General features: G+C 42.0%; 11 protein-coding genes, 3 tRNA genes, 3 rRNA genes and 1 pseudogene. 8 read left to right on the forward strand and 10 right to left on the reverse strand.

What is annotated here, in order from left to right; all coding sequences use genetic code 11:
• Window positions 1-35: 35 nt before the first annotated feature.
• Window positions 36-686 carry a DUF2238 domain-containing protein gene (locus tag AHMF7616_RS18150; RefSeq protein WP_115374177.1) on the forward strand — a complete coding sequence of 217 codons (651 nt, stop codon included), beginning with the start codon at window positions 36-38 and terminating at the stop codon, window positions 684-686.
• Window positions 687-1,136: 450 nt separating this feature from the next.
• Here the strand turns inward: AHMF7616_RS18150 and AHMF7616_RS18155 are convergent, their stop codons facing one another.
• The 3 genes and pseudogenes from AHMF7616_RS18155 to AHMF7616_RS18165 form a co-directional block, all read right to left on the reverse strand.
• On the reverse strand, window positions 1,137-1,883 hold the full coding sequence (locus AHMF7616_RS18155; protein ID WP_115374178.1) for a YiaD family glycine zipper/OmpA-like lipoprotein: 747 nt from the start codon (window positions 1,881-1,883) through the stop codon (window positions 1,137-1,139).
• Window positions 1,884-2,092: 209 nt separating this feature from the next.
• A pseudogene (accD, locus tag AHMF7616_RS18160) lies at window positions 2,093-3,009 on the reverse strand (acetyl-CoA carboxylase, carboxyltransferase subunit beta).
• Window positions 2,988-3,284, reverse strand: coding sequence for a hypothetical protein (locus AHMF7616_RS18165; RefSeq protein ID WP_115374179.1), 297 nt, complete (start codon window positions 3,282-3,284; stop codon window positions 2,988-2,990). The pseudogene accD and the gene AHMF7616_RS18165 overlap by 22 nt, the downstream one beginning before the upstream one ends.
• A 148-nt stretch (window positions 3,285-3,432) precedes the next feature.
• Here AHMF7616_RS18165 and AHMF7616_RS18170 point away from each other — a divergent pair, with 148 nt between their 5' ends.
• Window positions 3,433-4,428 (forward strand): OmpA family protein, encoded by a 996-nt coding sequence (locus AHMF7616_RS18170; RefSeq protein ID WP_115374180.1) that lies wholly within the window; start codon window positions 3,433-3,435, stop codon window positions 4,426-4,428.
• A 133-nt stretch (window positions 4,429-4,561) separates the two neighbouring features.
• On the opposite strand, the gene AHMF7616_RS18175 is transcribed toward AHMF7616_RS18170, so the two are convergent.
• On the reverse strand, window positions 4,562-5,701 hold the full coding sequence (locus tag AHMF7616_RS18175) for a trans-sulfuration enzyme family protein (protein WP_115375678.1): 1,140 nt from the start codon (window positions 5,699-5,701) through the stop codon (window positions 4,562-4,564).
• Between the two features lie 406 nt (window positions 5,702-6,107).
• On the opposite strand from AHMF7616_RS18175, the gene AHMF7616_RS18180 reads away from it, so the two are divergent.
• Both AHMF7616_RS18180 and AHMF7616_RS18185 read left to right on the forward strand, forming a co-directional pair.
• Window positions 6,108-6,641, forward strand: a complete 534-nt coding sequence (locus AHMF7616_RS18180; RefSeq protein WP_233507777.1) for a TVP38/TMEM64 family protein — start codon at window positions 6,108-6,110, stop codon at window positions 6,639-6,641.
• 68 nt (window positions 6,642-6,709) lie between these two features.
• Window positions 6,710-6,783 (forward strand) — tRNA-Arg (locus AHMF7616_RS18185).
• A 1,116-nt stretch (window positions 6,784-7,899) separates the two neighbouring features.
• On the opposite strand, the gene rrf is transcribed toward AHMF7616_RS18185, so the two are convergent.
• The 5 genes from rrf to AHMF7616_RS18210 form a co-directional block, all read right to left on the reverse strand.
• A 5S ribosomal RNA gene (gene rrf, locus AHMF7616_RS18190) occupies window positions 7,900-8,011 on the reverse strand.
• Window positions 8,012-8,168: 157 nt separating this feature from the next.
• A 23S ribosomal RNA gene (locus AHMF7616_RS18195) occupies window positions 8,169-11,059 on the reverse strand.
• A 215-nt stretch (window positions 11,060-11,274) separates the two neighbouring features.
• Window positions 11,275-11,348: transfer RNA gene (locus AHMF7616_RS18200), tRNA-Ala, on the reverse strand.
• 13 nt (window positions 11,349-11,361) lie between these two features.
• Window positions 11,362-11,435, reverse strand: a tRNA-Ile gene (locus AHMF7616_RS18205).
• A gap of 210 nt (window positions 11,436-11,645) precedes the next feature.
• Window positions 11,646-13,166: ribosomal RNA gene (locus AHMF7616_RS18210) — 16S ribosomal RNA — on the reverse strand.
• The 16S, 23S and 5S rRNA genes sit together here with 2 tRNA genes alongside, the layout of an rRNA operon.
• A 1,504-nt stretch (window positions 13,167-14,670) precedes the next feature.
• Between AHMF7616_RS18210 and AHMF7616_RS18220 the strand changes: the two genes are divergently transcribed.
• From AHMF7616_RS18220 to AHMF7616_RS18235, 4 genes are all read left to right on the forward strand, one after another.
• Window positions 14,671-15,000, forward strand: a complete 330-nt coding sequence (locus AHMF7616_RS18220; protein ID WP_115374183.1) for a hypothetical protein — start codon at window positions 14,671-14,673, stop codon at window positions 14,998-15,000.
• Window positions 15,001-15,075: 75 nt separating this feature from the next.
• On the forward strand, window positions 15,076-17,823 hold the full coding sequence (locus AHMF7616_RS18225; protein ID WP_233507633.1) for a TonB-dependent receptor: 2,748 nt from the start codon (window positions 15,076-15,078) through the stop codon (window positions 17,821-17,823).
• Window positions 17,824-19,002, forward strand: a complete 1,179-nt coding sequence (locus AHMF7616_RS18230; RefSeq protein ID WP_115374185.1) for a DUF4249 domain-containing protein — start codon at window positions 17,824-17,826, stop codon at window positions 19,000-19,002.
• 35 nt (window positions 19,003-19,037) lie between these two features.
• On the forward strand, window positions 19,038-21,479 hold the full coding sequence (locus AHMF7616_RS18235; protein WP_115374186.1) for an MG2 domain-containing protein: 2,442 nt from the start codon (window positions 19,038-19,040) through the stop codon (window positions 21,477-21,479).
• 63 nt (window positions 21,480-21,542) lie between these two features.
• Here the strand turns inward: AHMF7616_RS18235 and AHMF7616_RS18240 are convergent, their stop codons facing one another.
• A complete protein-coding gene (locus AHMF7616_RS18240) occupies window positions 21,543-22,892 on the reverse strand; it encodes a PQQ-dependent sugar dehydrogenase (protein WP_115374187.1) in 1,350 nt (449 codons plus the stop codon).
• Window positions 22,893-23,013 lie beyond the last annotated feature (121 nt).

The raw sequence follows: 23,013 nt of genomic DNA on the forward strand, positions 1-23,013 counted from the left end.
TTACTAGTTAAAAAACAAAAATATCCGCTGTTTCTATGTCGTTTGTTAAAGTTCGTGCTGCTCATAAATATTTGCTGCTTTTCCGAAATCCGGTTTTAACCGGCTGCGTGTTAGTTTTTACCTTATTTTGGTTGTACAGCGGTTTTGCTACTACTAACTTTTTTAATTGGTTACTCGAAAATTTGTTAACCTTTCCGGGGCTTATTGCTTTTGGATTTTTCTACTCCCGCTATTCGCTATCTGATAAAAGCATTGTTTTTGTTTTTTTGTTTTTACTGCTGCATTTATACGGTAGTCAGTATACTTACCAAAGCAATCCGGTGGGTCATTGGTTACAAGAAGCATTTGCCCTGCCCCGTAATCATTACGACCGGTTAGTGCATTTTAGTTTTGGTTTACTCATGGCCTTACCTATGTACGAAATTTGCCGGTATCATTTAAAACACGCGCGCTGGCTGCCTTATTTAATTCCTTTAGAGCTTACCTTATCGATGAGTGTATTGTTTGAACTGGTAGAATGGATTTTTTCTACCTTGTTTGTGCAGGAAAAAGCATCGGTGTACTTAGGGATGCAGGGCGATATTTGGGATGCGCAAAAGGATGTAGCCTTAGCCTTTTTAGGAGCAGCTATTGCTGTTTTCTTTATCTGGTTTAATATCAAAGGAGTAAACAAGAGTAAAATTTAAAAAAACGTCCTAAATCTAATACCCTTCTGAATGACCAGGATAGCAAATTTTAAGATTTTCTCTCCCGCATTTGACCAGCTACTTTTAAAAATTTTCTTAAAAGGTTAGAAAAAAATTTAAATCTGAAGGATGTATCTGTGATGGTGGTTCTCAGTACAATTATTCATAAAAAAAACGGCTGCTCAAAGAACAGCCGTTTAAAATTGTGTGTAGGAACAGGTCTTTACAGAGGCAACTCTCTTGCCAACTTTTGCCTGAAATCTCAATTATTGTTTTATTAATATATATACAAATTAATATAGTTAGTAATATTGTAATAATTAAATTTATTCTTGGCAAGTAACTTGAATAAGTTAATAATCTTTGGGAGTACCTTTAAGGTAACAAGCCAATAAATAAAAAAAGCCATCCCCAATAGGAATGGCTTTCGTTTATTAGTATTTACGTTGCTTACTTAATATCACCGCGCTCAGCTGCTTTTTTCAATTTTTCGTTGGCGAAAATAGCTACTTCTACCCGACGGTTTGCTTGCTTACCTGCTGCTGTAGTATTTTCGGCAACTGGTTGGCTTGAACCAAAACCTTGCGCCGTTAAACGGCTAGCCTCTACCCCTAAAGAAGTAATATAATCCGAAACAGCTTGTGCCCGGCGTTCTGACAAAGGCTGGTTAATAGCATCAGAACCAGTATTATCCGTATGACCTTGAACAATTACGTTCGTATCACCATATTTTTTAAGAGTTGCAGCTAAGCTTTCGATGTCGGTTTTAGAAGTTGGCTGTAACTCCGCAGAGTTCGTGGCAAACAAAATTCCAGAATTAAAAGTAATTTTGATACCTTCTCCAACCCGCTCGATTTTAGCATTTTCCATATCGCGGCGCAACTCTTCTGCTTGCTTATCCATGCGCCGACCAATAACGGCACCAGTAGAACCACCTACGGCCGCCCCAATAATAGCTCCGGCTGCGGTATTTCCGGTTATTCTACCAATAACGCCACCCACTACAGCACCAGCACCGGCACCAATAATACCCCCTTTGGCTGTTTTATTCATTTTTCTGTTCGGTTGACCTGAAGTCCGGCTGGTACCACCACCATCCGGCGCACCTGTATCCCGACTAGTTTGTGCGGTTTTACACGCAGAAAAAAGCACTAAGAAGGATAAGAAAACAGATAAAAATAACTTTGAGATTTTCATAGAATTAAGTTTTTGAATTTGCACTTTTTAATACGACACTATGCCTATAGTACTCGTTTTGCAGAAAATGGTTTAAATAATATATAATTTTTTGTATATTATTATAGTTACAAAAGTCAGGCCAATTCTAGTGCTCAAAAGCTAAAAAGCAAGCAATTTTAAGTAGTCGGAATAAAAGTATCAGATTATCAGCAACAATAAAGATTAGTTTAAATTGGCGTGGTGGCCTGTAAAGCTTTACCATTAGCAGATACTGAAATTTCATCAGAGAGAGGAGCTTTATCCGGACGAAGCATCAACAACAAATCCGTTAATTTTTGTTTAAGCTCTTTCCGATGCACAATAAAATCCAGAAAACCGTGATCCAATACAAACTCCGCACTTTGGAAATCCTTGGGTAAATCTTTACCAATGGTTTCCTTAATAACCCGCGGGCCGGCAAAACCAATAAGTGCACCTGGCTCCGAAATGTTAAAATCACCGAGCATAGCAAAGGAAGCTGTAACTCCTCCAGTAGTAGGATCGGTTAACAGAGAGATATATGGTATTTTCTCTTCGGAAAGTAAAGCCAGTTTAGCCGAAGTCTTAGCCATTTGCATTAAAGAATAACCCGCCTCCATCATACGGGCCCCACCCGATTTAGAAATCATTAGAAAAGGAATGCGCTGCTGCCGGGCGTAATCTATGGCCCGCGCAATTTTTTCGCCGACCACTGACCCCATAGAGCCCCCAATGAAATTGAAGTCCATACAGGCTACCACTAATTCCAGATTATTCATCATACCGCGCGCCGTACGAACAGCGTCTTTCAGATGTGTTTTCCGTTGCGAGGCAGCTATCCGGTTTGGATAGGCTTGGGTATCTACAAATTCCAGCGGATCCGAAGAAGTTAAATTTGCATCTAACTCCCGGAAATCAGGCGTATCAAACAAAATTTCAAAATATTCTGCTGAATTAATCCGTTCGTGGTATCCACAATTTACACACGTGTATAAATTTGCTTTATGTTCCGTGGTGTTAGTTACCCGCTTGCACTCCGGGCATTTATACCAAAGGCCATCCGGAGTTTCTTTTTTTCTTCCGTAGGAGTTACAATTCCTTTTTCTACTCTTCTAAACCAAGCCATTTTATTTGATTATCTCCTTTCTGCGCGTTGCGCTTTTTAATAAACGTATGCACCTTTTTTAAGTCTGTATCAGGCTGGCAAATTATCACGTCTGTATTCCATGTTGCTTTTTTTGCTCGCGAGAGGTCAGAAAATAGTGTGCAAATATAGTAGTAAATTTTACCGGTAAAAAACTTTCCTACTTTGTTATAAAACGCTGGTTCTACCTGAGACTTTATATAATACATAACGTTTAAAAACAAAACGTTCAAGACCCTTTTTTGTTCTAAAAACATGCTTTAATCCTGTATTATTGCTGACCGATAATTTTTAAAAAATTTCAAAAATCAGCAAACTGAAGCAATTATAATCAATATCATTGAAACACTATTATTAGTTTTTGTAACTTGCTGCCACTTCGTACTCTTGTCAGAAATTGTTCCTATGCTCATTTCTAGCTTTTCAAATTGTAGTTTTATAGTTTCTATTCTTATTTTACTTTTTACTTCGTCGTGCGTAACTAAAAAGAAATACGACGATCTGAATAGCCAGCTATTGCAGGTAAACACCGATGCTGCTAATACGAAACGTTCTCTAAAATTGGCACAAACCCAACAAGCGAAACTAGAGGAAGAACTAAGTGAACTAACCAAAGCTAATCATAAACTAATCAGCGACTCCACCAGTACCGGTTTGGCACTACGTAAAACCAAACGTTTGCAGACTGATTTAACCAATACCTACGACAACTTACTTAAAAATCATGAGAAATTAATGTCAAACAGTGCCACTGAATCGTCGCGGCTTTCTTCCGATTTAACTCGCCGCGAAAGTGAGTTAAAAGCACTAGATGAAAATTTAAAGGCCAGTAAACTGCAGATAGATAAACTTAGCGTTGATTTAAAATCCCGGGAGGAGCGCCTGAACGAATTAGAGCGCGTGCTCGCCGAAAAAGATAAAGCTGTGGATGCACTACGCAGCAAAGTAAGCAATGCTTTACTGGGTTTTAAAGATAAAGACTTAACGGTAAATGTTAAAAACGGTAAAGTATACGTGTCGTTGGCCGAACAATTATTATTTAAATCCGGCAGTACCAAAGTAGACCCTAAGGGTCAGGAGGCTTTGCAAAAGCTAGCCAAAGCTTTACAAGGACAAAGCGACGTAAATGTTTTAGTAGAAGGCCACACCGACGATGTACCCGTAACCAAAATTACCGGCATACAGGATAACTGGGATTTAAGCGTGCTCCGCGCCACCGAAATAACCCGGATTTTAACGAAGGCTGGTTTAGATGCAGCCAAAGTTACTCCTTCGGGTCGGGGACAAACGGCTCCGGTGGAAACTGGCAGAACAGCTGAAGCTCGTCAGAAAAACCGGCGCACCGAAATCATTCTGACCCCTAAATTAGACGAACTTTTTCAAATTCTGGAGACAAATTAGATGCTAGATACTTGAAGCTAGACTTTATAATACTAAAAATGCCAGCTTATAGCTGGCATTTCTCATATCGGGGTTTAATTTTTAAAAAATTTTAAATCAGAAGGTCTCGAATCTACAATCTAGTGTCTGTCGTTTAATTTAACGCTTGCTCTAAATCGGCAAGTAGATCTTCAATATCCTCAATACCTACACTCAAACGAATCAAAGAATCACTAAGCCCACCTTTTAAACGTTCTTCGCGCGGGATACTAGCATGGGTCATGCTGGCCGGATGTCCGCAAAGCGACTCTACACCACCCAACGACTCCGCCAACGAAAAGTAGTGAAACTTCTCCAGGGTACGTATCGCATCCTGCATATTATCTCCTTTTAATACAAACGAGATCATGCCTCCAAAATCGCACATCTGCTTTCGAGCCACCTCATGGTTGTTGTGGTCAGAAAAACCGGGCCAAAATACCTTTTCTACTTTCGGGTGATTTTTTAAAAATTCCGCCACAGCCCGACCATTCTCACAATGGCGCTGCATGCGTACGTGTAAAGTTTTTAAACCGCGGAGTAACAAAAAACAATCCTGCGGACCGGGTGTTGCTCCGGAAGCATTCTGAATAAAAGATAAGCGTTGGGCCAGATCATCGTTGTTTACAATCAAAGCTCCCATTACCACATCCGAGTGACCACCCATGTACTTGGTAAGCGAATGCATCACTAAGTCTGCTCCTAAGTCCAGTGGTGTTTGCAAGTACGGAGTGGCAAAAGTATTATCCACTCCCAATAAAATATTGTGTTTCTTAGCTATTTCTACCGCAGCCGCAATGTCAATAATATTCAGTAAAGGGTTAGTGGGAGTTTCTACCCAAATAAGCTTTGTGTTTTGGTTTATAAATTTTTCAATATTAGCGGCTTCACTCATGGATATAAAATGAAACTTTAACCCATAATTTTGGAATATTTTGGTAAATATCCGGTAACTGCCGCCGTATAGATCGTTCGAAGCAATAACTTCATCGCCAGGGTTTAATAACTTAATCATCGCATCAATAGCTGCCATACCAGAAGCAAAACATAACCCATGTTTACCGTTTTCTAAAGCTGCTAAGGCATTTTGCAGTTGAGTACGCGTTGGATTATGTGTCCGCGAATATTCATAACCTTTATGATCGCCAGGCGATCTTTGAACGTATGTAGAAGTTTGAAAAATGGGCGTCATAATGGCGCCGGTACTTGGATCGGGATAAACCCCCGCGTGTATGGTTTTAGTGCCGAATTTCATAGCATAATTACAAGTTACAGGTTGCAAGTTACAGGTTTTGTGCGTTAAAAGTTACAAATTGCTGCGGGCATGTTTATTCATATTATTTTAAATTTTTCTTTTCCAGTACCTGTAAGTGTATAAGCATATTCTTTTCCATCATTTTGCTTGAGACCTATTATTAAAACTATAAACCTGCTATTATTTGTGAGCAACTTGTAACTTGCAACCTATACCTTACAATTAGTTGATGCTTAAACAACTTTTACAAAAAAACGCAGGAACTTTTATTTCTATGGTTTTACTGGCCGTTGGGCCCGTACTTATTAGTTCTACGCTTGCCGTTGTTCTCTATCAATACCAGTATATTCTACAGCATTTATCCTGGGGACAAATGGTAGTTTATTTTATGGTAGTTTCCGTTACGATGGCTTTTGCTATAACTCCTACTACTTTCGTAGCTATAATAACCGGTTTTTACTTAGGCTGGAGTGGGTTTCCGGGTGTAGTTATATCCTACGGATTAGCTTCTTTAATCGGCTACGGCCTAGCTCAAATAATAGATCACGGTAAACTGATACGCTTTATAAGTCACTTCGAAAAAGCAGCTGCGATTATGAGCGAGTTAAAAAATCAAAGCTGGAGTTTAATTATTTTAACCCGGATTTCACCAGTTTTACCTTTTGCCCTAATGACATTTGTATTAGCTATGATGAAGGTGGAAAAGCGTAAATTTTTTCTGGCTAGTATAGTGGGTATGCTGCCGCGTACTTTATTTTTTTTCTGGTTGGGTACTCAGGCACAAGATGTTATTGCTTTATTACAAAACCCGGATACTGGCAAGAGTGGTCAAATCTTATTATTATTGCTAATTATAGTTTCATTGTTGGGTTTATACTTTCTATTTAATCGGGCATTAAAAAAAGCTTTAGAAAAGAAAGTAGCAGGAAAAAATTTATAAATATTTAACAGATAGCTTGCGAAAGAACAGATGGTTTATGTATCTTTGCACACTCAAAACGAGAAAATGGTCACGTAGCTCAACTGGATAGAGCATCTGACTACGAATCAGAAGGTTTGGGGTTCGACTCCCTACGCGACCACTTGAAATTAAGCACTTACACGAATAACTTCGGTAAGTGCTTTTTTATTTACACATAAATGTCAGCTTCCTGTTTTTAGAACTGGCTATAAGTATAAAATTTGGGATAAGTCGAAAAGTTGTGGGGCGAAAAATCTAGTTACTTTGCAGTAGCAAGAACATCACTTAGATATTGTCAGACGCTTACTAGACGCTCAGTTAGACTGTGCTCACCAATGGAGTAATCATTACCCAAAACTGAAATTTAGTTCAAAAAAGCGTGATAATGACCATTGTGTTTGCGCTTTTTAAAGGGTATATTTGAATAACTACCTATCAGCAGCCACCAGTAGGGGCATTTCTTCCAAGTAGACGGCAAGCAGGTTCAGCAACAATATAAAGACCACATTCTTCGACTTTCATCATAGTCTCAAATAGCCAAAGCTGTGGACTATATGCTTTTCCTTGAAAATACTATCGCTTATCTACGCATCGACTTGGCAGCCTTATCCAATGGCGAGCTTTATACCATTGTCACCAATAAAACGGCTAAATAGCGCGAGAGCAGGGTAGTAGCTATTATAAGGCACACAAGCCTAGAATATGATTACTACAAATATTATTGCTACTTTAAACCAGTTGCCTGAACGCCTTAGCTATAAGGTCAAGTAGATGACTATGAATGAATATAGCAGCAAACATACAGATGGCCATCAAACGGTCTTTTCCTTAAGAGGGTCAACGATTGCTTTTATATCCTTAAACTTTCTTTTGACACCTTGCAGGAAGTCCATTTTAAATACAAATGCCATGCCTTGGAATAGGAAAACAGGCTACTGCCCCAGCACAAAGAAAATAGAAGGCTTATCAGACGAATGTATTCCTTAATGTCACTTTCATCGGGTTATTTGTAGTTTTATAATGTTTTTGCAAACTTTATTACCTGATTTTCTTTTGGCAGCGCCAAACTCCTGAACAATTTTCTAAAAAGAAGGGGGTAAAAGAGTAGACTCTGTGGCAGAACAAGCAAGGAGATCTTAAAATACTAAAGAGAAGAGCGGGATGGCTTGCCATTCGAAGGGTTGTAAGGCAAAACGCCCCGGCCTGATTCAAGGCTGGGGCGGAAGGGAAAAAAGGGGGTTGGCGGTTACCTACTCTCCCGCATGTGATTGCAGTACCATTGGCGCTACGGGGCTTAACTGCTCTGTTCGGAAAGGGAAGAGGTGAACACCCGCGCTATAACCACCATTACTATACGTTCCTGTTACCAGGAAAGAAGCGGACTCACGCCGCTTTGATGTTTGAAAGTTCTTAGGCTAGTACATAGTAGCTAGCATATTGTTTAACATAAATAGGTAAGAGAAGCAGAGCTCGAGTAAATCCGAGTGAAAAGGAAACGAAGGGCTTTTAAGAAAGCTTACGGGTAATTAGTACGGCTCAGCTGTGCTATTTCTAGCTTTACACCTACCGCCTATCAACGTGATCATCTTTCACGACCCTTCAAAGAAATCTCATCTTGAGGTGAGTTTCGCACTTAGATGCTTTCAGCGCTTATCTCATCCGAGCGTAGCTACCCGGCGCTGCAGCTGGCGCCACAACCGGTGCACTAGCGGCTCGTCCAACCCGGTCCTCTCGTACTAAGGTCAGGTCCTCGCAAATTTCTTACGCCCACAACAGATAGGGACCGAACTGTCTCACGACGTTCTGAACCCAGCTCGCGTGCCACTTTAATCGGCGAACAGCCGAACCCTTGGGACCTTCTCCAGCCCCAGGACGTGACGAGCCGACATCGAGGTGCCAAACCTCCCCGTCGATATGAGCTCTTGGGGGAGATCAGCCTGTTATCCCCGGCGTACCTTTTATCCTTTGAGCGATGGCCCTTCCATGCGGAACCACCGGATCACTATATCCTACTTTCGTACCTGCTCGGCTTGTTGGCCTCACAGTCAAGCACCCTTCTGCTATTGCACTCTACGCACGGTTACCAAGCGTGCTGAGGGTACCTTTGAAAGCCTCCGTTACTCTTTTGGAGGCGACCACCCCAGTCAAACTACCCACCAAACACTGTTTCCGTTGCCAGATTAGGCTCCAAATAACTCAAGGGTGGTATTTCAACGTTGACTCCACGACGCCTGGCGACGCCGCTTCCTAGTCTCCCACCTATCCTACACATGAGTTATCCAGAGTCAATGTTAAGCTATAGTAAAGGTGCACGGGGTCTTTCCGTCCCGTTGCGGGTACTCGGCATCTTCACCGAGACTACAATTTCACCGAGCTCACGGCTGAGACAGCGCCCAGATCGTTACACCATTCGTGCAGGTCGGAACTTACCCGACAAGGAATTTCGCTACCTTAGGACCGTTATAGTTACGGCCGCCGTTTACTGGGGCTTCGATTCAGAGCTTCGCCTTGCGGCTAACCCCCCCTCTTAACCTTCCAGCACCGGGCAGGTGTCAGGCCTTATACTTCATCTTTCGATTTCGCAAAGCCATGTGTTTTTGTTAAACAGTCGCCTGGGCCTTTTCACTGCGGCTTCTGGTATTACTACCAGGAAGCGCCCCTTCTCCCGAAGTTACAGGGCCATTTTGCCGAGTTCCTTGGCCGTGATTCACTCGAGCGCCTGAGGATACTCTCCTCGACTACCTGTGTCGGTTTACGGTACGGGTAGCTTATTAGTAAACGCTTAGCGGGTTTTCTTGGAAGTCGGCTTAGGGTCATATCACCGCCCCCGAAGGGTTGGTGTACTATCAGCTTTCATCATCTCCGGCGGATTTGCCTACCAGAAATATAACTACGGCCTTCAACGTACTATTCCGTCAGTACGCAGACCTTTCACTCCTCCGTCACCACATCACTCTAATAAGCTAGTACGGGAATATTAACCCGTTGTCCATCGACTTAACCTGTCGGTATTGCCTTAGGACCCGACTAACCCTGAACCGATTAGCGTTGTTCAGGAAACCTTAGTCTTGCGGCGGGCAGGTTTCTCACCTGCCTTATCGTTACTTATGCCTACATTTGCTTTTCTCAACGCTCCAGCACCCATGACCAGGTACCTTCTACGCGGTTGAGAATGCTCCCCTACCACAGGTATTGCTACCTATCCATCGCTTCGGTATTATACTTGATGCCCGATTATTATCGATGCCCTGTCGCTCGACCAGTGAGCTGTTACGCACTCTTTAAATGAATGGCTGCTTCCAAGCCAACATCCTGGCTGTCAAAGCAACTGGACCTCCTTTGTTCAACTTAGTATAAATTTAGGGACCTTAGCGGATGGTCTGGGTTGTTTCCCTCTCGGCCTGGGACCTTAGCACCCCAAGCCTCACTGCCGTGTATATTTACTAGCATTCGGAGTTCGTCTGGATTCGGTAGGATGTGACTCCCCCTAGTCCAATCGGTAGCTCTACCTCTAGCAAACTCTTACCACGACGCTGTTCCTAAAAACATTTCGGGGAGTACGAGCTATTTCTCAGTTTGATTGGCCTTTCACCCCTACCCTCAACTCATCCAAATCCTTTTCAACGGAAACTGGTTCGGTCCTCCATGTGGTGTTACCCACACTTCAACCTGGTCAAGGGTAGATCACAAAGTTTCGCGTCTACCCCCCCTGACTATGCGCCCTATTCAGACTCGCTTTCGCTGCGGCTCCGATTATCGATAATCTTAACCTTGCCAGAGAGGCGTAACTCGTAGGCTCATTATGCAAAAGGCACGCCGTCAGTCCACGAAAGACCTCCGACCGCTTGTAAGCGTATGGTTTCAGGTTCTATTTCACTCCTTTATTCAAGGTTCTTTTCACCTTTCCCTCACGGTACTGGTTCACTATCGGTCTCTCAAAAGTATTTAGCCTTACCGGATGGTACCGGCAGATTCAGACGGGATTTCACTGGTCCCGCCCTACTCAGGATCCCACTAAGGCTGAAAAACTTACGCTGACAGGGCTTTCACCTTCTCTGGCTTACCTTTCCAGGTAATTTAGCTTCCTTTTTCAGTCCCATCTCGTGGTCCTACAACCCCGTAGTTGCCGTAACAACTATGGTTTGGGCTCTTCCGCGTTCGCTCGCCACTACTTACGGAATCATTCTTATTTTCTCTTCCTCCGGGTACTTAGATGTTTCAGTTCTCCGGGTTTGCCCCCCTTGCGGGGTGACTAGTCTTCAACTAGCCGGGTTGCCCCATTCAGAAATCTCGGGATCACTTCGTATGTGCCAATCCCCGAGCTTATCGCAGCTTATCACGTCTTTCTTCGCCTTTGAGAGCCTAGGCATCCCCCATACGCCCTTAGTAACTTTCTTAAAAAATCGTTTACTCTTTACTCGTATTTTTGTCTACTCTAGTTTCTTCTCTTACCATTATGTCAAAGAACTTTAGCTTAAGTGGCAGGTTCTAAGTTGCAAGTTACAAGTTATCAATCACTGAATACTCGCTGCTTGCTCCTTTTAAACTGTTCCTTAAATCTAGTAGTAAAGACCCGCTGTCTTTACTGATGTATAATCTTTTAAATTAAGTGTGGAGAATAACGGAGTCGAACCGTTGACCTCCTGCGTGCAAAGCAGGCGCTCTAGCCAGCTGAGCTAATCCCCCTAGTTTTATAGAGTGGGCCTGCCTGGACTCGAACCAGGGACCTCTACATTATCAGTGTAGCGCTCTAACCACCTGAGCTACAAGCCCTCATCTTTTCGTTGAGTTGCCAGCGCCGGCTTCTAAGCTGTTAAGTCCTTTTCTGTTCCGTTCTGCCCGGCTTTTAGCTCTTTTGCTTACACGCAGCTGTGCTACCACTTCTTTTTGTTTGACTAACCACCTGCTGTGGCTAATCTATTATTGTTTGAATAAGGGAAAGAGAATAGTAATCCAATCAAGAGTAGTAACAATCAGCTCCAGAAAGGAGGTGATCCAGCCGCACCTTCCGGTACGGCTACCTTGTTACGACTTAGCCCCAGTTACCAGTTTTACCCTAAACGGCTCCTTAACGGTTACCGTCTTCAGGTCTCCCTGACTTCCATGGCTTGACGGGCGGTGTGTACAAGGCCCGGGAACGTATTCACCGCGTCATTGCTGATACGCGATTACTAGCGATTCCAGCTTCATGAGGTCGAGTTGCAGACCTCAATCCGAACTGAGAACGGTTTTTTGAGATTGGCATCTTATTACTAAGTAGCGACCCTCTGTACCGCCCATTGTAGCACGTGTGTAGCCCTAGGCGTAAGGGCCATGATGACTTGACGTCGTCCCCACCTTCCTCACTGCTTGCGCAGGCAGTCTCTCTAGAGTCCCCACCATCACGTGCTGGCAACTAAAGATAGGGGTTGCGCTCGTTGCGGGACTTAACCCAACACCTCACGGCACGAGCTGACGACAGCCATGCAGCACCTTGCTTTGTGCCCCGAAGGGAAGCCTCATCTCTGAGGCGGTCACGCGCATTCTAGCCTAGGTAAGGTTCCTCGCGTATCATCGAATTAAACCACATGCTCCACCGCTTGTGCGGGCCCCCGTCAATTCCTTTGAGTTTCACCCTTGCGGGCGTACTCCCCAGGTGGATAACTTAACGCTTTCGCTAAGACGCTGACCGTGTATCGCCAACATCGAGTTATCATCGTTTACAGCGTGGACTACCAGGGTATCTAATCCTGTTCGCTCCCCACGCTTTCGTGCCTCAGCGTCAGTTACAGCCTAGTAAGCTGCCTTCGCAATCGGAGTTCTGGATCGTATCTATGCATTTCACCGCTACACGATCCATTCCGCCTACCTCGTCTGTACTCAAGCCTAACAGTATCCATGGCAGTTCAACAGTTGAGCTGTTGGCTTTCACCACGGACTTATTACGCCGCCTACGCACCCTTTAAACCCAATAAATCCGGACAACGCTTGCACCCTCCGTATTACCGCGGCTGCTGGCACGGAGTTAGCCGGTGCTTATTCACCAGGTACCGTCAGTTCCCTTCGCAAAGGTATTTTCTTCCCTGGTAAAAGCCGTTTACAACCCAGAAGGCCTTCATCCGGCACGCGGCATGGCTGGGTCAGCCTTTCGGCCATTGCCCAATATTCCCTACTGCTGCCTCCCGTAGGAGTCTGGTCCGTATCTCAGTACCAGTGTGGGGGATCATCCTCTCAGAACCCCTAGTCATCGTCGCCTTGGTGAGCCGTTACCTCTACCAACTAGCTAATGACACGCATGCCCATCTTTTATCGCCTCAGCTTTAACTGTCTTCAGATGCCCTCAAACAGTATTATGCGGTATTAATCCGAATTTCTTCGGGCTATCCCCCAATAAAAGGTAGGTTGCATACGCGTTACGCACCCGTGCGCCACTAACTGGAGTATTGCTACCCCAGCCCGTTCGACTTGCATGTATTAGGCCTGCCGCTAGCGTTCATCCTGAGCCAGGATCAAACTCTCCATTGTATGATATAATTACGAGTATTCCTACTCTTATTTGTCTCGCTGGATTGTTACCCTTGCTCTCTTTTTTAACATAAGACCCTCTAACCCCGTAAGGTTAAATCTAGCACTTATGCGGTTTACTATTCTCTTCTTCCACTCATTCAAAGAACTTCTACCAACCCCTGCCGGATTGATCTTGTACTACTGCTAATTAGTAGCTCTCTCGTCATCGTTTCCTATCTCTCTCGTTAGAGAAATCCCTTCTTTTTGTTTGGGAGTGCAAAGATCTACATCTTTTTCCACTTCTCCAAATCTTAAAAGAAAATATTTTGTCTTTTTCTACCCTTTAAGCTTGCAACCACTCCTTATCTGCTTCCCGGCTTCCGCTAAACCCTACTCTTTTTATAACCTCAGCCTGCTGCTGTTTTGGGAGGACAAAGGTCTCCTTTCTTTCCGAAAATTCCAAATTTTTAAAGAATATATTTTTAAATGGCTTCCTACTCGCTCTCCCTCAAAGCTAAGCCAGCGGCCGACTACCCCCTTTTCTTCCTTTCGGTTCGCAAAGATAATACGTCCGCCTTCCCTCCTCCTAATCTTTTACTAAACTTTTTTATCTTTTATCACCTAAACAGCTGATAACGATATTAAAAAATTATAGATACATCTAAATTTACTCCCTATTGCTACTTCACACGCACCCTATCCTTACACTTACTGCCATATCATTAACATAAGTTTTAGATTATTTACTTAGCGTAGCAAAGTATATCATTCATGTCAAATATTTGATTACATTTAGCTTGCTTTTTAATACGTTTAAGTAGACGATTGCAGTAAGAAGGCAATAAAAAATAAAAACAAGAAATATTAAAGTTCATGTGCAAAATGTATGCTGGACTTAATTTGTGAAGCATTAGCAATTTATAGGCTACAAAGTACTTCTTCGAATCTACAGAACATCACTGTTTAAGTTGTTCCAGAAGGTTTTGAAGGCTATTTAATCTTGAAAGCAGTCTCATTTTTCACTAGAGCCATTTTAATATTTTTTTCATCATACATTTTATACCACAATCAAAATTTTATATTAAGAAATGAAAGTAATAGCATACTCCTTTTACTTAATTTTATTAGTATTTATAAATAGCCATAATGCTACTTGCCAGATCAATAATTCAGATAGTATCTTTTTACTTTCTGCGACAAACAAATTGAGTCAAAAATATACAACGGCCATAGATAATGATGCCCACATATATAATGGAAAAGAGTACTTAAATTATGACAAGTATTATATGAAAGGACATCAATTTTTAAATCCAGTGAAGAAGAGGAAGGCATTGTATTTTATGAAGGTTACTTATTTACAAAAGTACCTTTAATTTATGATGCTGTTCTGGACCAAATTGTTATTTCTGAACCAAATGGCTCGTTACAATTTAAGCTAGAAAACCACAAGGTTAGTTATTTTAGGGTATATGAACATTTATTTATTTATTTAAATACGAATTCAGTATCAAACTCTTCTATGCGACCCGGATTTTATGATTTATTAGTAAATGGCAAAACCCAGGTACTTGCCAAAAGAACTAAAAGAATGTTTGAAGATGCTACTCCTAGAGGAATGGAAGGAGAATTTATAATAGAAGACAGATTTTTTATTAGAATGAACAACCAGTATTATCCGGTAAGCAATAAGAAGACGATCTTAAAAGTATTTAACACTACTAAGAAGGAGCTTCAGAAATATAGCCGGGCTCAACATTTAAATTTTAAAAAACAAAACCGTGAATCTTCTTTAATTAAACTAGTACAGTATTACGACACTTTATCCGCACAAATACCTGAAGCAAATTAAACTCATTAATAAACCTACCCTCTACCTGCATCCTATTTTAATTTTATGATTTCTTACTCGCGTATCACGTTAATCATGCTATTCATTAGTGCAAGCCTGCTCAGCTTTGGGCAAAATAAAAAAACTGATTTAATTAATGGTAATTACAAGAATATAACCTTCACGGAATTTGCTAAAGAGGTCGAAGCACAAACCACTTATCATTTCTTTTACGATTTTGCAATAGTAGATAGTTTACTTGTTACGATTCAAGTTAAAGAAACTCCGTTACCCAAAGTTCTTCCTATAATTTTTAAAGGTACAAATTTACGCTACTCTATTGATGCTGAAAACCGGATTTATATCACAGCAGACATAGCCTTAGATCTGAGTTTACCAAATAACTACTTTAAACCCGAAGACATAAATACAGTAAATCAAAGCACTCCGGTAAATACTACCGTGGCTCCGGCACCTAGTACTACGCGTTCACTAAGTCTTGCGGAGCGTAAGTTATACGAGATCGGCCAACCAGGTAAATCTATGGGTGGACAAGTAACCCTGGCGGGTCACCTACGTGACGTAAAATCCGGCGAACCAGTAATTGGGGCAGCTGTTTACATCCAGTCGCCTGCCATTGGTACCACTACTGATCAGTTTGGCTATTATTCGCTTACTTTACCAATTGGCCGCCACGATTTATTAATAAGAGGATCGGGTATAAAAAATACAAAACGCCAAATTCTACTACAAGGCAATGGTCAGTTAGAAATTGAACTAGAAGAAGATATAACGCCGTTGAAAGAAGTAGTAATTGAAGCGGAGAAAGACAAGAATGTGGCTGGCATGCAAATGGGCTTAGAAAAACTAGACATTAAGACCATGCGCCAAGTACCAACCGCTTTTGGGGAAACCGATATTTTACGCGTGGTGCTTACTTTGCCTGGTGTAAAGTCGGTGGGGGAAGGTAACACCGGTATGAACGTACGAGGTGGTGCCACGGACCAGAACTTAATACTTTTTAATGACGCTACTATTTACAATCCCGCGCACTTATTTGGTTTTTTTTCCGCTTTTAACCCGGATATTTTAAAAACGGTAGAACTATACAAAAGTGCTATTCCGGCGAAATACGGCGGGCGTTTATCATCGGTACTGGATATTACAACACGCGATGGTAATAAAAAAGAATTAGCTGGTTCAGGTGGAATTGGCCTTCTGACAAGCCGCCTTACTTTAGAAGGTCCATTGATTAAAGATAAAACCGCTTTTATCATTGGGGGCCGCAGCACTTACTCTGACTGGCTTCTGCGGGAACTGCCCAATAGTACCTTCAAGCAAAGTTCGGCTGGATTTTATGATGTAAATGCCCATATTAGCCACGAAATAAACAGTAAGAATTCTATTTACGCCACGGGTTACATGAGCCGCGATAAATTTAAATTAGCTGCGGATACGCTGTATAAGTACCTCAATCAAAATGCTAGTTTAAAATGGAAGCATATTTTTAATAATAAATTATATGGCGTTTTAACAAGTGCTTATAGCCATTATCGCTACAATATAACCAGCAATATTAATCCGGTAAATGCGTCCGAATTAACGTACAGCATTAATCAATCAAATATTCAGGCTGATTTTAATTATTTTCATAATGCCAAACATACTTTTGATTTTGGTTTTAGTTCTATTCTTTATCATATATCTCCGGGTAGCTTAAAACCTTTAGGTACCGAATCGTTAATGGAAACTGATATTCTGGAGCGAGAACAAGGCCTGGAAAGTGCGCTTTATGCTTCTGACCGGATTGATTTAACCCCACGATTCTCTGTTATGCTGGGGCTACGTTATTCCATGTACCATGCGCTCGGACCAAAACAGGTAAACCAATACGTGCCTAACACTCCAAAATCAGAAAGTACTATTACGGATACGGTAGCCTACAAAGCCGGCGATGTATTGGCTAAATACCAGGGTCCGGAGTATCGCCTCTCGGCTAAATACGCACTAACCGATAACTCGTCGGTTAAAGTAAGTTTTAATCGCATGCGCCAGTACATACACATGCTTTCAAATACGGCTTCTATGTCGCCGACGGATATCTGGAAACTGAGTGACGCGCATATCCGGCCACAAATTGGCGACCAGATAGCTTTGGGTTATTATCGAAATTTTAAATCCAATACCATTGAAACATCGATAGAAACCTATTTTAAAAAAATGCACGATTTTGTAGATTATAAAAGCGGCGCCACCCTGTTGTTAAATCACCATATCGAAACCGATGTAATTAATGCCGAAGGCAAGGCTTATGGGTTAGAAGTAATGGTTAAAAAATTAACCGGTAAAATTAACGGTTGGGTAAGCTATACTTATTCCCGGTCGCTGGTGAAAGTGAATACCGGCTCTACTACCGATATGATTAACAAAGGCATTTACTATCCCAGCAACTTTGATAAACCGCATGACTTTACTTTAATCGGCAACTACCGGTTTAGCCGCCGCTTTAGTACTTCTTTAAACTTTACTTACAATACGGGCCGGCCCATTACTTTGCCTTTAGCTAAATATTATACCGGAAATTCTACTAGGGTATATTACTCCGAAAGAAATGCTTACCGGGTGCCCGATTATTACCGCGCCGATTTTGCCATGAACATCGAAGGCAATCATAAAGTTAAAAAACTAGCCCATAGCTCCTGGACTTTAGCCATCTACAACCTTACCGGACGTAAAAATCCTTATTCTATTTATTTTAAATCAGAGGGCACCAGAATCAATGGTTATCAGCTTTCGATATTTGGCCGGCCTATCCCCACCATCACCTATAATTTTAGATTTTAAATGTTATCAAGAAAACGCCTCTGGGTAGCGTTGTACGCTTTAACTTTTATTCTCCTATTAAATAGTTGCGTTGATCCTTTTGACCCGCAGGTAAAAAATACACCCGAAAGCTTTTTGGTGGTAGATGGTTTTATTAACAGCCAAGGAATTACAACCATTAAATTATCGCGAACCGTAAACTTAAGTGCCGATTCCATTGCTCCTCCCGAAACTCAAGCAACAGTTTACATTGAAGCCGAAGCAGGTTCCTCGTACAACTTAGCCGAACAAGATGCTGGTACTTATACTTCCGGAAGTTTAAGCTTAGACTTAGCAAAAAAGTATAGGTTACATATTCAATTAATTTCGGGAAAAGAGTACATTTCTGATTATACTTCCATTAAAATTACGCCGCCCATTGATAATATTAACTGGGAAGCTAAAAATAATGGTTTGCAAATTTATGTAAACAGCCACGATGCCACCAATAGCACACAATACTACCGGTGGCAATACGAAGAAACCTGGGAATTTAATGCTGCTTTTTACTCGGGTTTGGAGTATAGCAACAATACCATTATCTCGCGCACAGAAGATATTTACTTATGTTGGAAAACCGAGCTTTCTAGTGCTATTAGAATTGCGAGCACAGTTCGATTAAACCAGGATGTAGTTTCAAACTACCCTTTAGTTAATCTTCCTACAACTTCGGCTAAACTAGCCCGGCGGTACAGTATTCTGGTAAAACAGTACGCGCTTTCCCCAGAAGAGCATTTATACTACGAAACACTCCAAAAAAATACCGAAAACATTGGTTCTTTGTTTGATCCGCTTCCTACTCAGCTAACCGGCAATATTCATGCAGTAGCTAACGCTTCGGAGCCGGTGATTGGCTTTGTTGGAGCGTATTCCGAAACTCAGAAAAGAATATTTGTTGGCCGGGAAGAATTACCCAAGGACTGGGGACGCACTATTACCGGATACGAGAGCTGTCCGGTTCCCGATTCTATAGTAATCGATGGTTTGCAGTACAGAAACTTAAAAGAAGTTGAAGATTACTTTAGATCGACTTTATACCTGCCACTAAGTCCTATTTACTCGAAAGGCATGCCTGTACTTATTGGATACACGGCTTCATCAGCCTCTTGTGCGGATTGCCGGTTAAGGGGCACTAATGTAAAACCTGATTTTTGGGAATAAATTTTATTCACACTTTTTTTATTTAAATAAACCAGATGAAGTTTTTAAAGTCAATTACCAGCTTGTTTTGCACCTGCAATCGGCATCGTACTTTTCTGAAGTTCTTTATTCTGCTGGGATTTTTAAAAAATGCATCTGTTTACGGGCAGTCGGATAGCTTAAAAAGTATTAACCGGCCCTTTAACCAATATCAAGAGCAAAATTTAACTGAAAAGTTATTTCTGCATGTAGATCGACCTGTGTATCTGGCCGGCGAAACCATGTGGTTTAAAGTATACGCAGTAGATGGTACTTTTCAAAAACCGCTTGCTTTAAGTAAAATTGCCTACATCGAAATACTGGATAAAGAACAAAAGCCGGTGCTGCAAGGCAAAGTTGCTCTCACAGAAGCAATGGGCCAAGGTTCGTTTGTACTGCCTGCTACTTTAGCTTCCGGCAACTACTTGGTACGCGCCTATACGAACTGGATGCAAAACTTTAATCCGGAATATTTCTTTCAGAGCTCGATAACTATTGTCAACACGTTTACCAACCTGGGTATAAAACCCGGCAAAGATTCGATTGCTTACGACATCCAGTTTTTTCCGGAAGGGGGTAACCTGGTAAAAGGCATTGCCAGTAAAGTCGCTTTTAAAATAACCGATCGGTTTGGGCAGGGACAAGCGGCAGAAGGTTCAATACAAGACAAACAAGGGAATTCCGTAGCTACTTTTAAAACTCAAAAATTTGGAATGGGCCAGTTTACATTTATTCCTTCTGAAGCTATCGATTACCAAGCTACCATTAAGCTAGCGCATACAACCGTTACGCAAAACCTACCAAAAGTGTATGAGCAGGGCTACACCATGCACTTAGATCAAAGCAACCCGGAACAACTAAAAATTTCCGTACAAACAAATTACCCGGATCAAGCATACACTGATGTTTTTTTGTTTGGACACGCGCGGCAAAAAGCTTTATTCGAAGTAAATAAGCGTTTAAATAATGGTCAGGCAGAATTTTTAATTAACAAAAATGATTTAGCCGAAGGAATCAATCACTTTACAATTTTTAACGACCGAAAACAACCACTCTGCGAACGTTTATTTTTTCAGCAACCCCGGCAAAAATTAATTATCACCACCACCACCGATGAGAAAAATTACACCACCCGCGATAAAGTAACCGTAGAGCTAACTACAGCTAATCCCTCGCAGGCAGCTACACCAGCTGATGTATCGATGGCCGTTTACCGCTTAGATTCACTCCCCGCCAGCGCGTTACCAGATATTAACAGCTATTTATGGTTAACCTCGGACTTAAGAGGAAATATTGAAAACCCCGCCTATTATTTCAATTCAACTGATCCGGAAGCAACACTAGCAACTGACAATTTAATGCTGACGCAAGGCTGGCGGCGGTTCAAGTGGGAATCTGTTTTTTTAAAAAAATCCGATTCGCTGCAGTTTATACCGGAACTAAATGGCCATTTTATCCGCGGTAGCCTTACCGATCGACAAACCGGCCGACCAATTCCGAACATGTCTACCTTCCTGGGCTCACCCAGCCGTTTAGTGCGGCTGTATCATAATAGAACTAAAGAAAATGGAGCCTTTCAGTTTGAAGTAAAGGATTTTTATGGTCCTCGGGAAATAGTCTTGCAAACCAGCCTGCAACAAGATAGTTTGTATCGTTTTGAAGTAGAAAATCCTTTTACTAGTAAAAAAACAGCTTGGCAAGTGCCTGCTTTTACTTTGTCCGAAAAATTTAAATCCGACATAGAACAACGGCACGTGCAAATGCAAGTACAGAATACGTTTTTTAAAAAATATACCAACCGGTATAAACCCACTCTAACCGATAGTCTGGCTTTTTACGGCCGTCCCGACGAAAAATACATGCTGGATGATTTTACGCGCTTTAAAGTAATGGAAGAAGTAATGCGCGAATATGTACCCGGCGTACAGGTGCGCATCCGGAAAGATGGATTTCACTTTATGGTGTTTGACAATGTAAACCGGAGCATCTTTCCGGAAAACCCGATGGTACTTCTGGACGGGGTACCCGTTTTTAATATTAACAAGATCATGGCTATGGATCCGTTAAAAATTCAAAAATTGGAAGTGATTACCAGTCGTTATTTTCAGGGCACCACCTCGTACAATGGTTTGGTAAGTTTTTCGACGTATAAAGGAGATTTAGACGGCTATGAAATAAGCCCGCACGCGTTTGTGCTGGAATACGAAGGACTGCAATACCAACGGGAATTTTACGCGCCTCGTTACGAAACCGCTGCCGAAAAACAAAGCCGTTTACCCGATCTACGGAATTTACTTTACTGGAATCCGCAAATTAAAACCACTAAGGCTGGTAATCAAAAATTAGAATTTTATACCTCGGATAAAGCGGGCAAATATCTAATACAAATTCAAGGCCTTTCCGGAACCGGGTTAGCGGGTAGTACTAATTTTACTTTTGAGGTGAAACAAGCTTTATAAAAACTGTTTGCTGTAAATTAAAAAAGCCTCCTGTACAGGAAGCTTTTTTAATTTTTTTAAATTTTACTTGGCTTGCACGTGCCAAAGCGTATTGGCCGCATCGTCGGCAACTAATAAAGCCCCGCTGGGCAGTACGGCTAAGCCTACCGGACGGCCATACACTTCACTTTTACCAGCATCGGCAATAAACCCAGTTAAAAAGCTTTCGGGTTTACCGGTCGGTTTTCCCTCTTTAAAGGGCACAAATACCACCTGATAGCCGGCAAACTTGGAGCGGTTCCAAGAGCCGTGTTGCCCCACAAAAGCCCCGTTGCGGTACTTCTCCGGAAACTTATTCCCATCGTAAAAAGCTAAACCCAAACTTGCCGTGTGCGACCCTAAAGCTACATCCGGCACTAAGGTTTTCTTTACCATGTCGGGTTGCTGTTCTTTTTCCATTCGCGGGTCCGGATGAGGTCCCCAGTAAGCAAAGGGCCAGCCGTAAAATCCGCCATCTTTTACACTCGTTAAATAATCAGGCACTAAATCATCGCCTAAATTATCACGCTCATTTACTACGGTGTACAAGGTTTTAGTACCGGGTGCCCAATCCATCCCTACCGGGTTACGCAGACCAGCACCGTAAACGCGTTCACCGGAGCCATCCGGATTTATTTCCAGAATATTAGCCCGGCGTTTTTCATTATCTAATCCGTTTTCCGCCACATTGCTGCCCGAGCCTACCGAAACGTAGATTTTAGAGCCATCGCTGTTGGCGATAATATTACGGGTCCAGTGATTGTTATAGCCACCGGCAGGCAAATCCAGAATTTTTTCGCCTTTACCAGTTATTTTTTCCTGACCCGTTTTATACGGATATTTCCAGAGTCCATCGGTATTAGCTACGTAAAAAGCATCCTTCAGTACCAACATGCCCAAAGGTTGATTTAAATCCTCCAGAAAAGTTTGGTGCACCTCGGGTTTACCATCCTGGTTTGTATCCCGAAATAAAGTAATGCGGTTAGCACTGCCCCCGGTATTTACTTTTTGGCTTTTACCGGTACCTACATTTTGCACTTTTTTAAAAATACTTTCTTCGGTACTGGATTCAGCAATCAAAATATCGCCGTTGGGCGCTACGTAAATCCAACGCGGGTTGCGTAATTTGTCGGCAAATTTGGTAACCGTAAAGCCAGTTGGGGCGGTGGGCATTTTACTGGTGGGCCAACCAATTACCTTGCTATTTTTAGCGGTAGGCGGAGTAGCAAACGGTTTAGGTAACGTGTCATTAGCGGTGTTAGTAGTCGAAGCAGCGGTGGAGTCGGCAGTTTCGGCCGCGGTGGCTGCCGTATTTTCGGTTTGCTGTTTGGAATTACATGCCGTAAAAGCTACGGTCAGTAAGAAACTACATCTTAGCAAAAAGCTCTTGTTCATGATACAGATTAAAGGTTTAGTATTTGTAATGAGTTATAAATACGTAATAGATAAAATACGTATCACTTTTATTAAAAAAGTAAACAGATTTCTGTTGCGGATGTTATTAATAAAATGATTA

This window comes from Adhaeribacter pallidiroseus (assembly GCF_003340495.1).
Taxonomy (GTDB): Bacteria; Bacteroidota; Bacteroidia; order Cytophagales; family Hymenobacteraceae; genus Adhaeribacter; species Adhaeribacter pallidiroseus.

Coding starts and splice junctions, on each gene's coding strand:
- AHMF7616_RS18150 (WP_115374177.1), top strand. CDS start 36: ATGTCGTTTGTTAAAGTTCGTGCTGCTCATAAATATTTGCTGCTTTTC.
- AHMF7616_RS18155 (WP_115374178.1), bottom strand. CDS start 1,883: ATGAAAATCTCAAAGTTATTTTTATCTGTTTTCTTATCCTTCTTAGTG.
- AHMF7616_RS18170 (WP_115374180.1), top strand. CDS start 3,433: ATGCTCATTTCTAGCTTTTCAAATTGTAGTTTTATAGTTTCTATTCTT.
- AHMF7616_RS18220 (WP_115374183.1), top strand. CDS start 14,671: ATGCGACCCGGATTTTATGATTTATTAGTAAATGGCAAAACCCAGGTA.
- AHMF7616_RS18165 (WP_115374179.1), bottom strand. CDS start 3,284: ATGTTTTTAGAACAAAAAAGGGTCTTGAACGTTTTGTTTTTAAACGTT.
- AHMF7616_RS18180 (WP_233507777.1), top strand. CDS start 6,108: ATGGCTTTTGCTATAACTCCTACTACTTTCGTAGCTATAATAACCGGT.
- AHMF7616_RS18240 (WP_115374187.1), bottom strand. CDS start 22,892: ATGAACAAGAGCTTTTTGCTAAGATGTAGTTTCTTACTGACCGTAGCT.
- AHMF7616_RS18235 (WP_115374186.1), top strand. CDS start 19,038: ATGAAGTTTTTAAAGTCAATTACCAGCTTGTTTTGCACCTGCAATCGG.
- AHMF7616_RS18175 (WP_115375678.1), bottom strand. CDS start 5,701: ATGAAATTCGGCACTAAAACCATACACGCGGGGGTTTATCCCGATCCA.
- AHMF7616_RS18230 (WP_115374185.1), top strand. CDS start 17,824: ATGTTATCAAGAAAACGCCTCTGGGTAGCGTTGTACGCTTTAACTTTT.
- AHMF7616_RS18225 (WP_233507633.1), top strand. CDS start 15,076: ATGCTATTCATTAGTGCAAGCCTGCTCAGCTTTGGGCAAAATAAAAAA.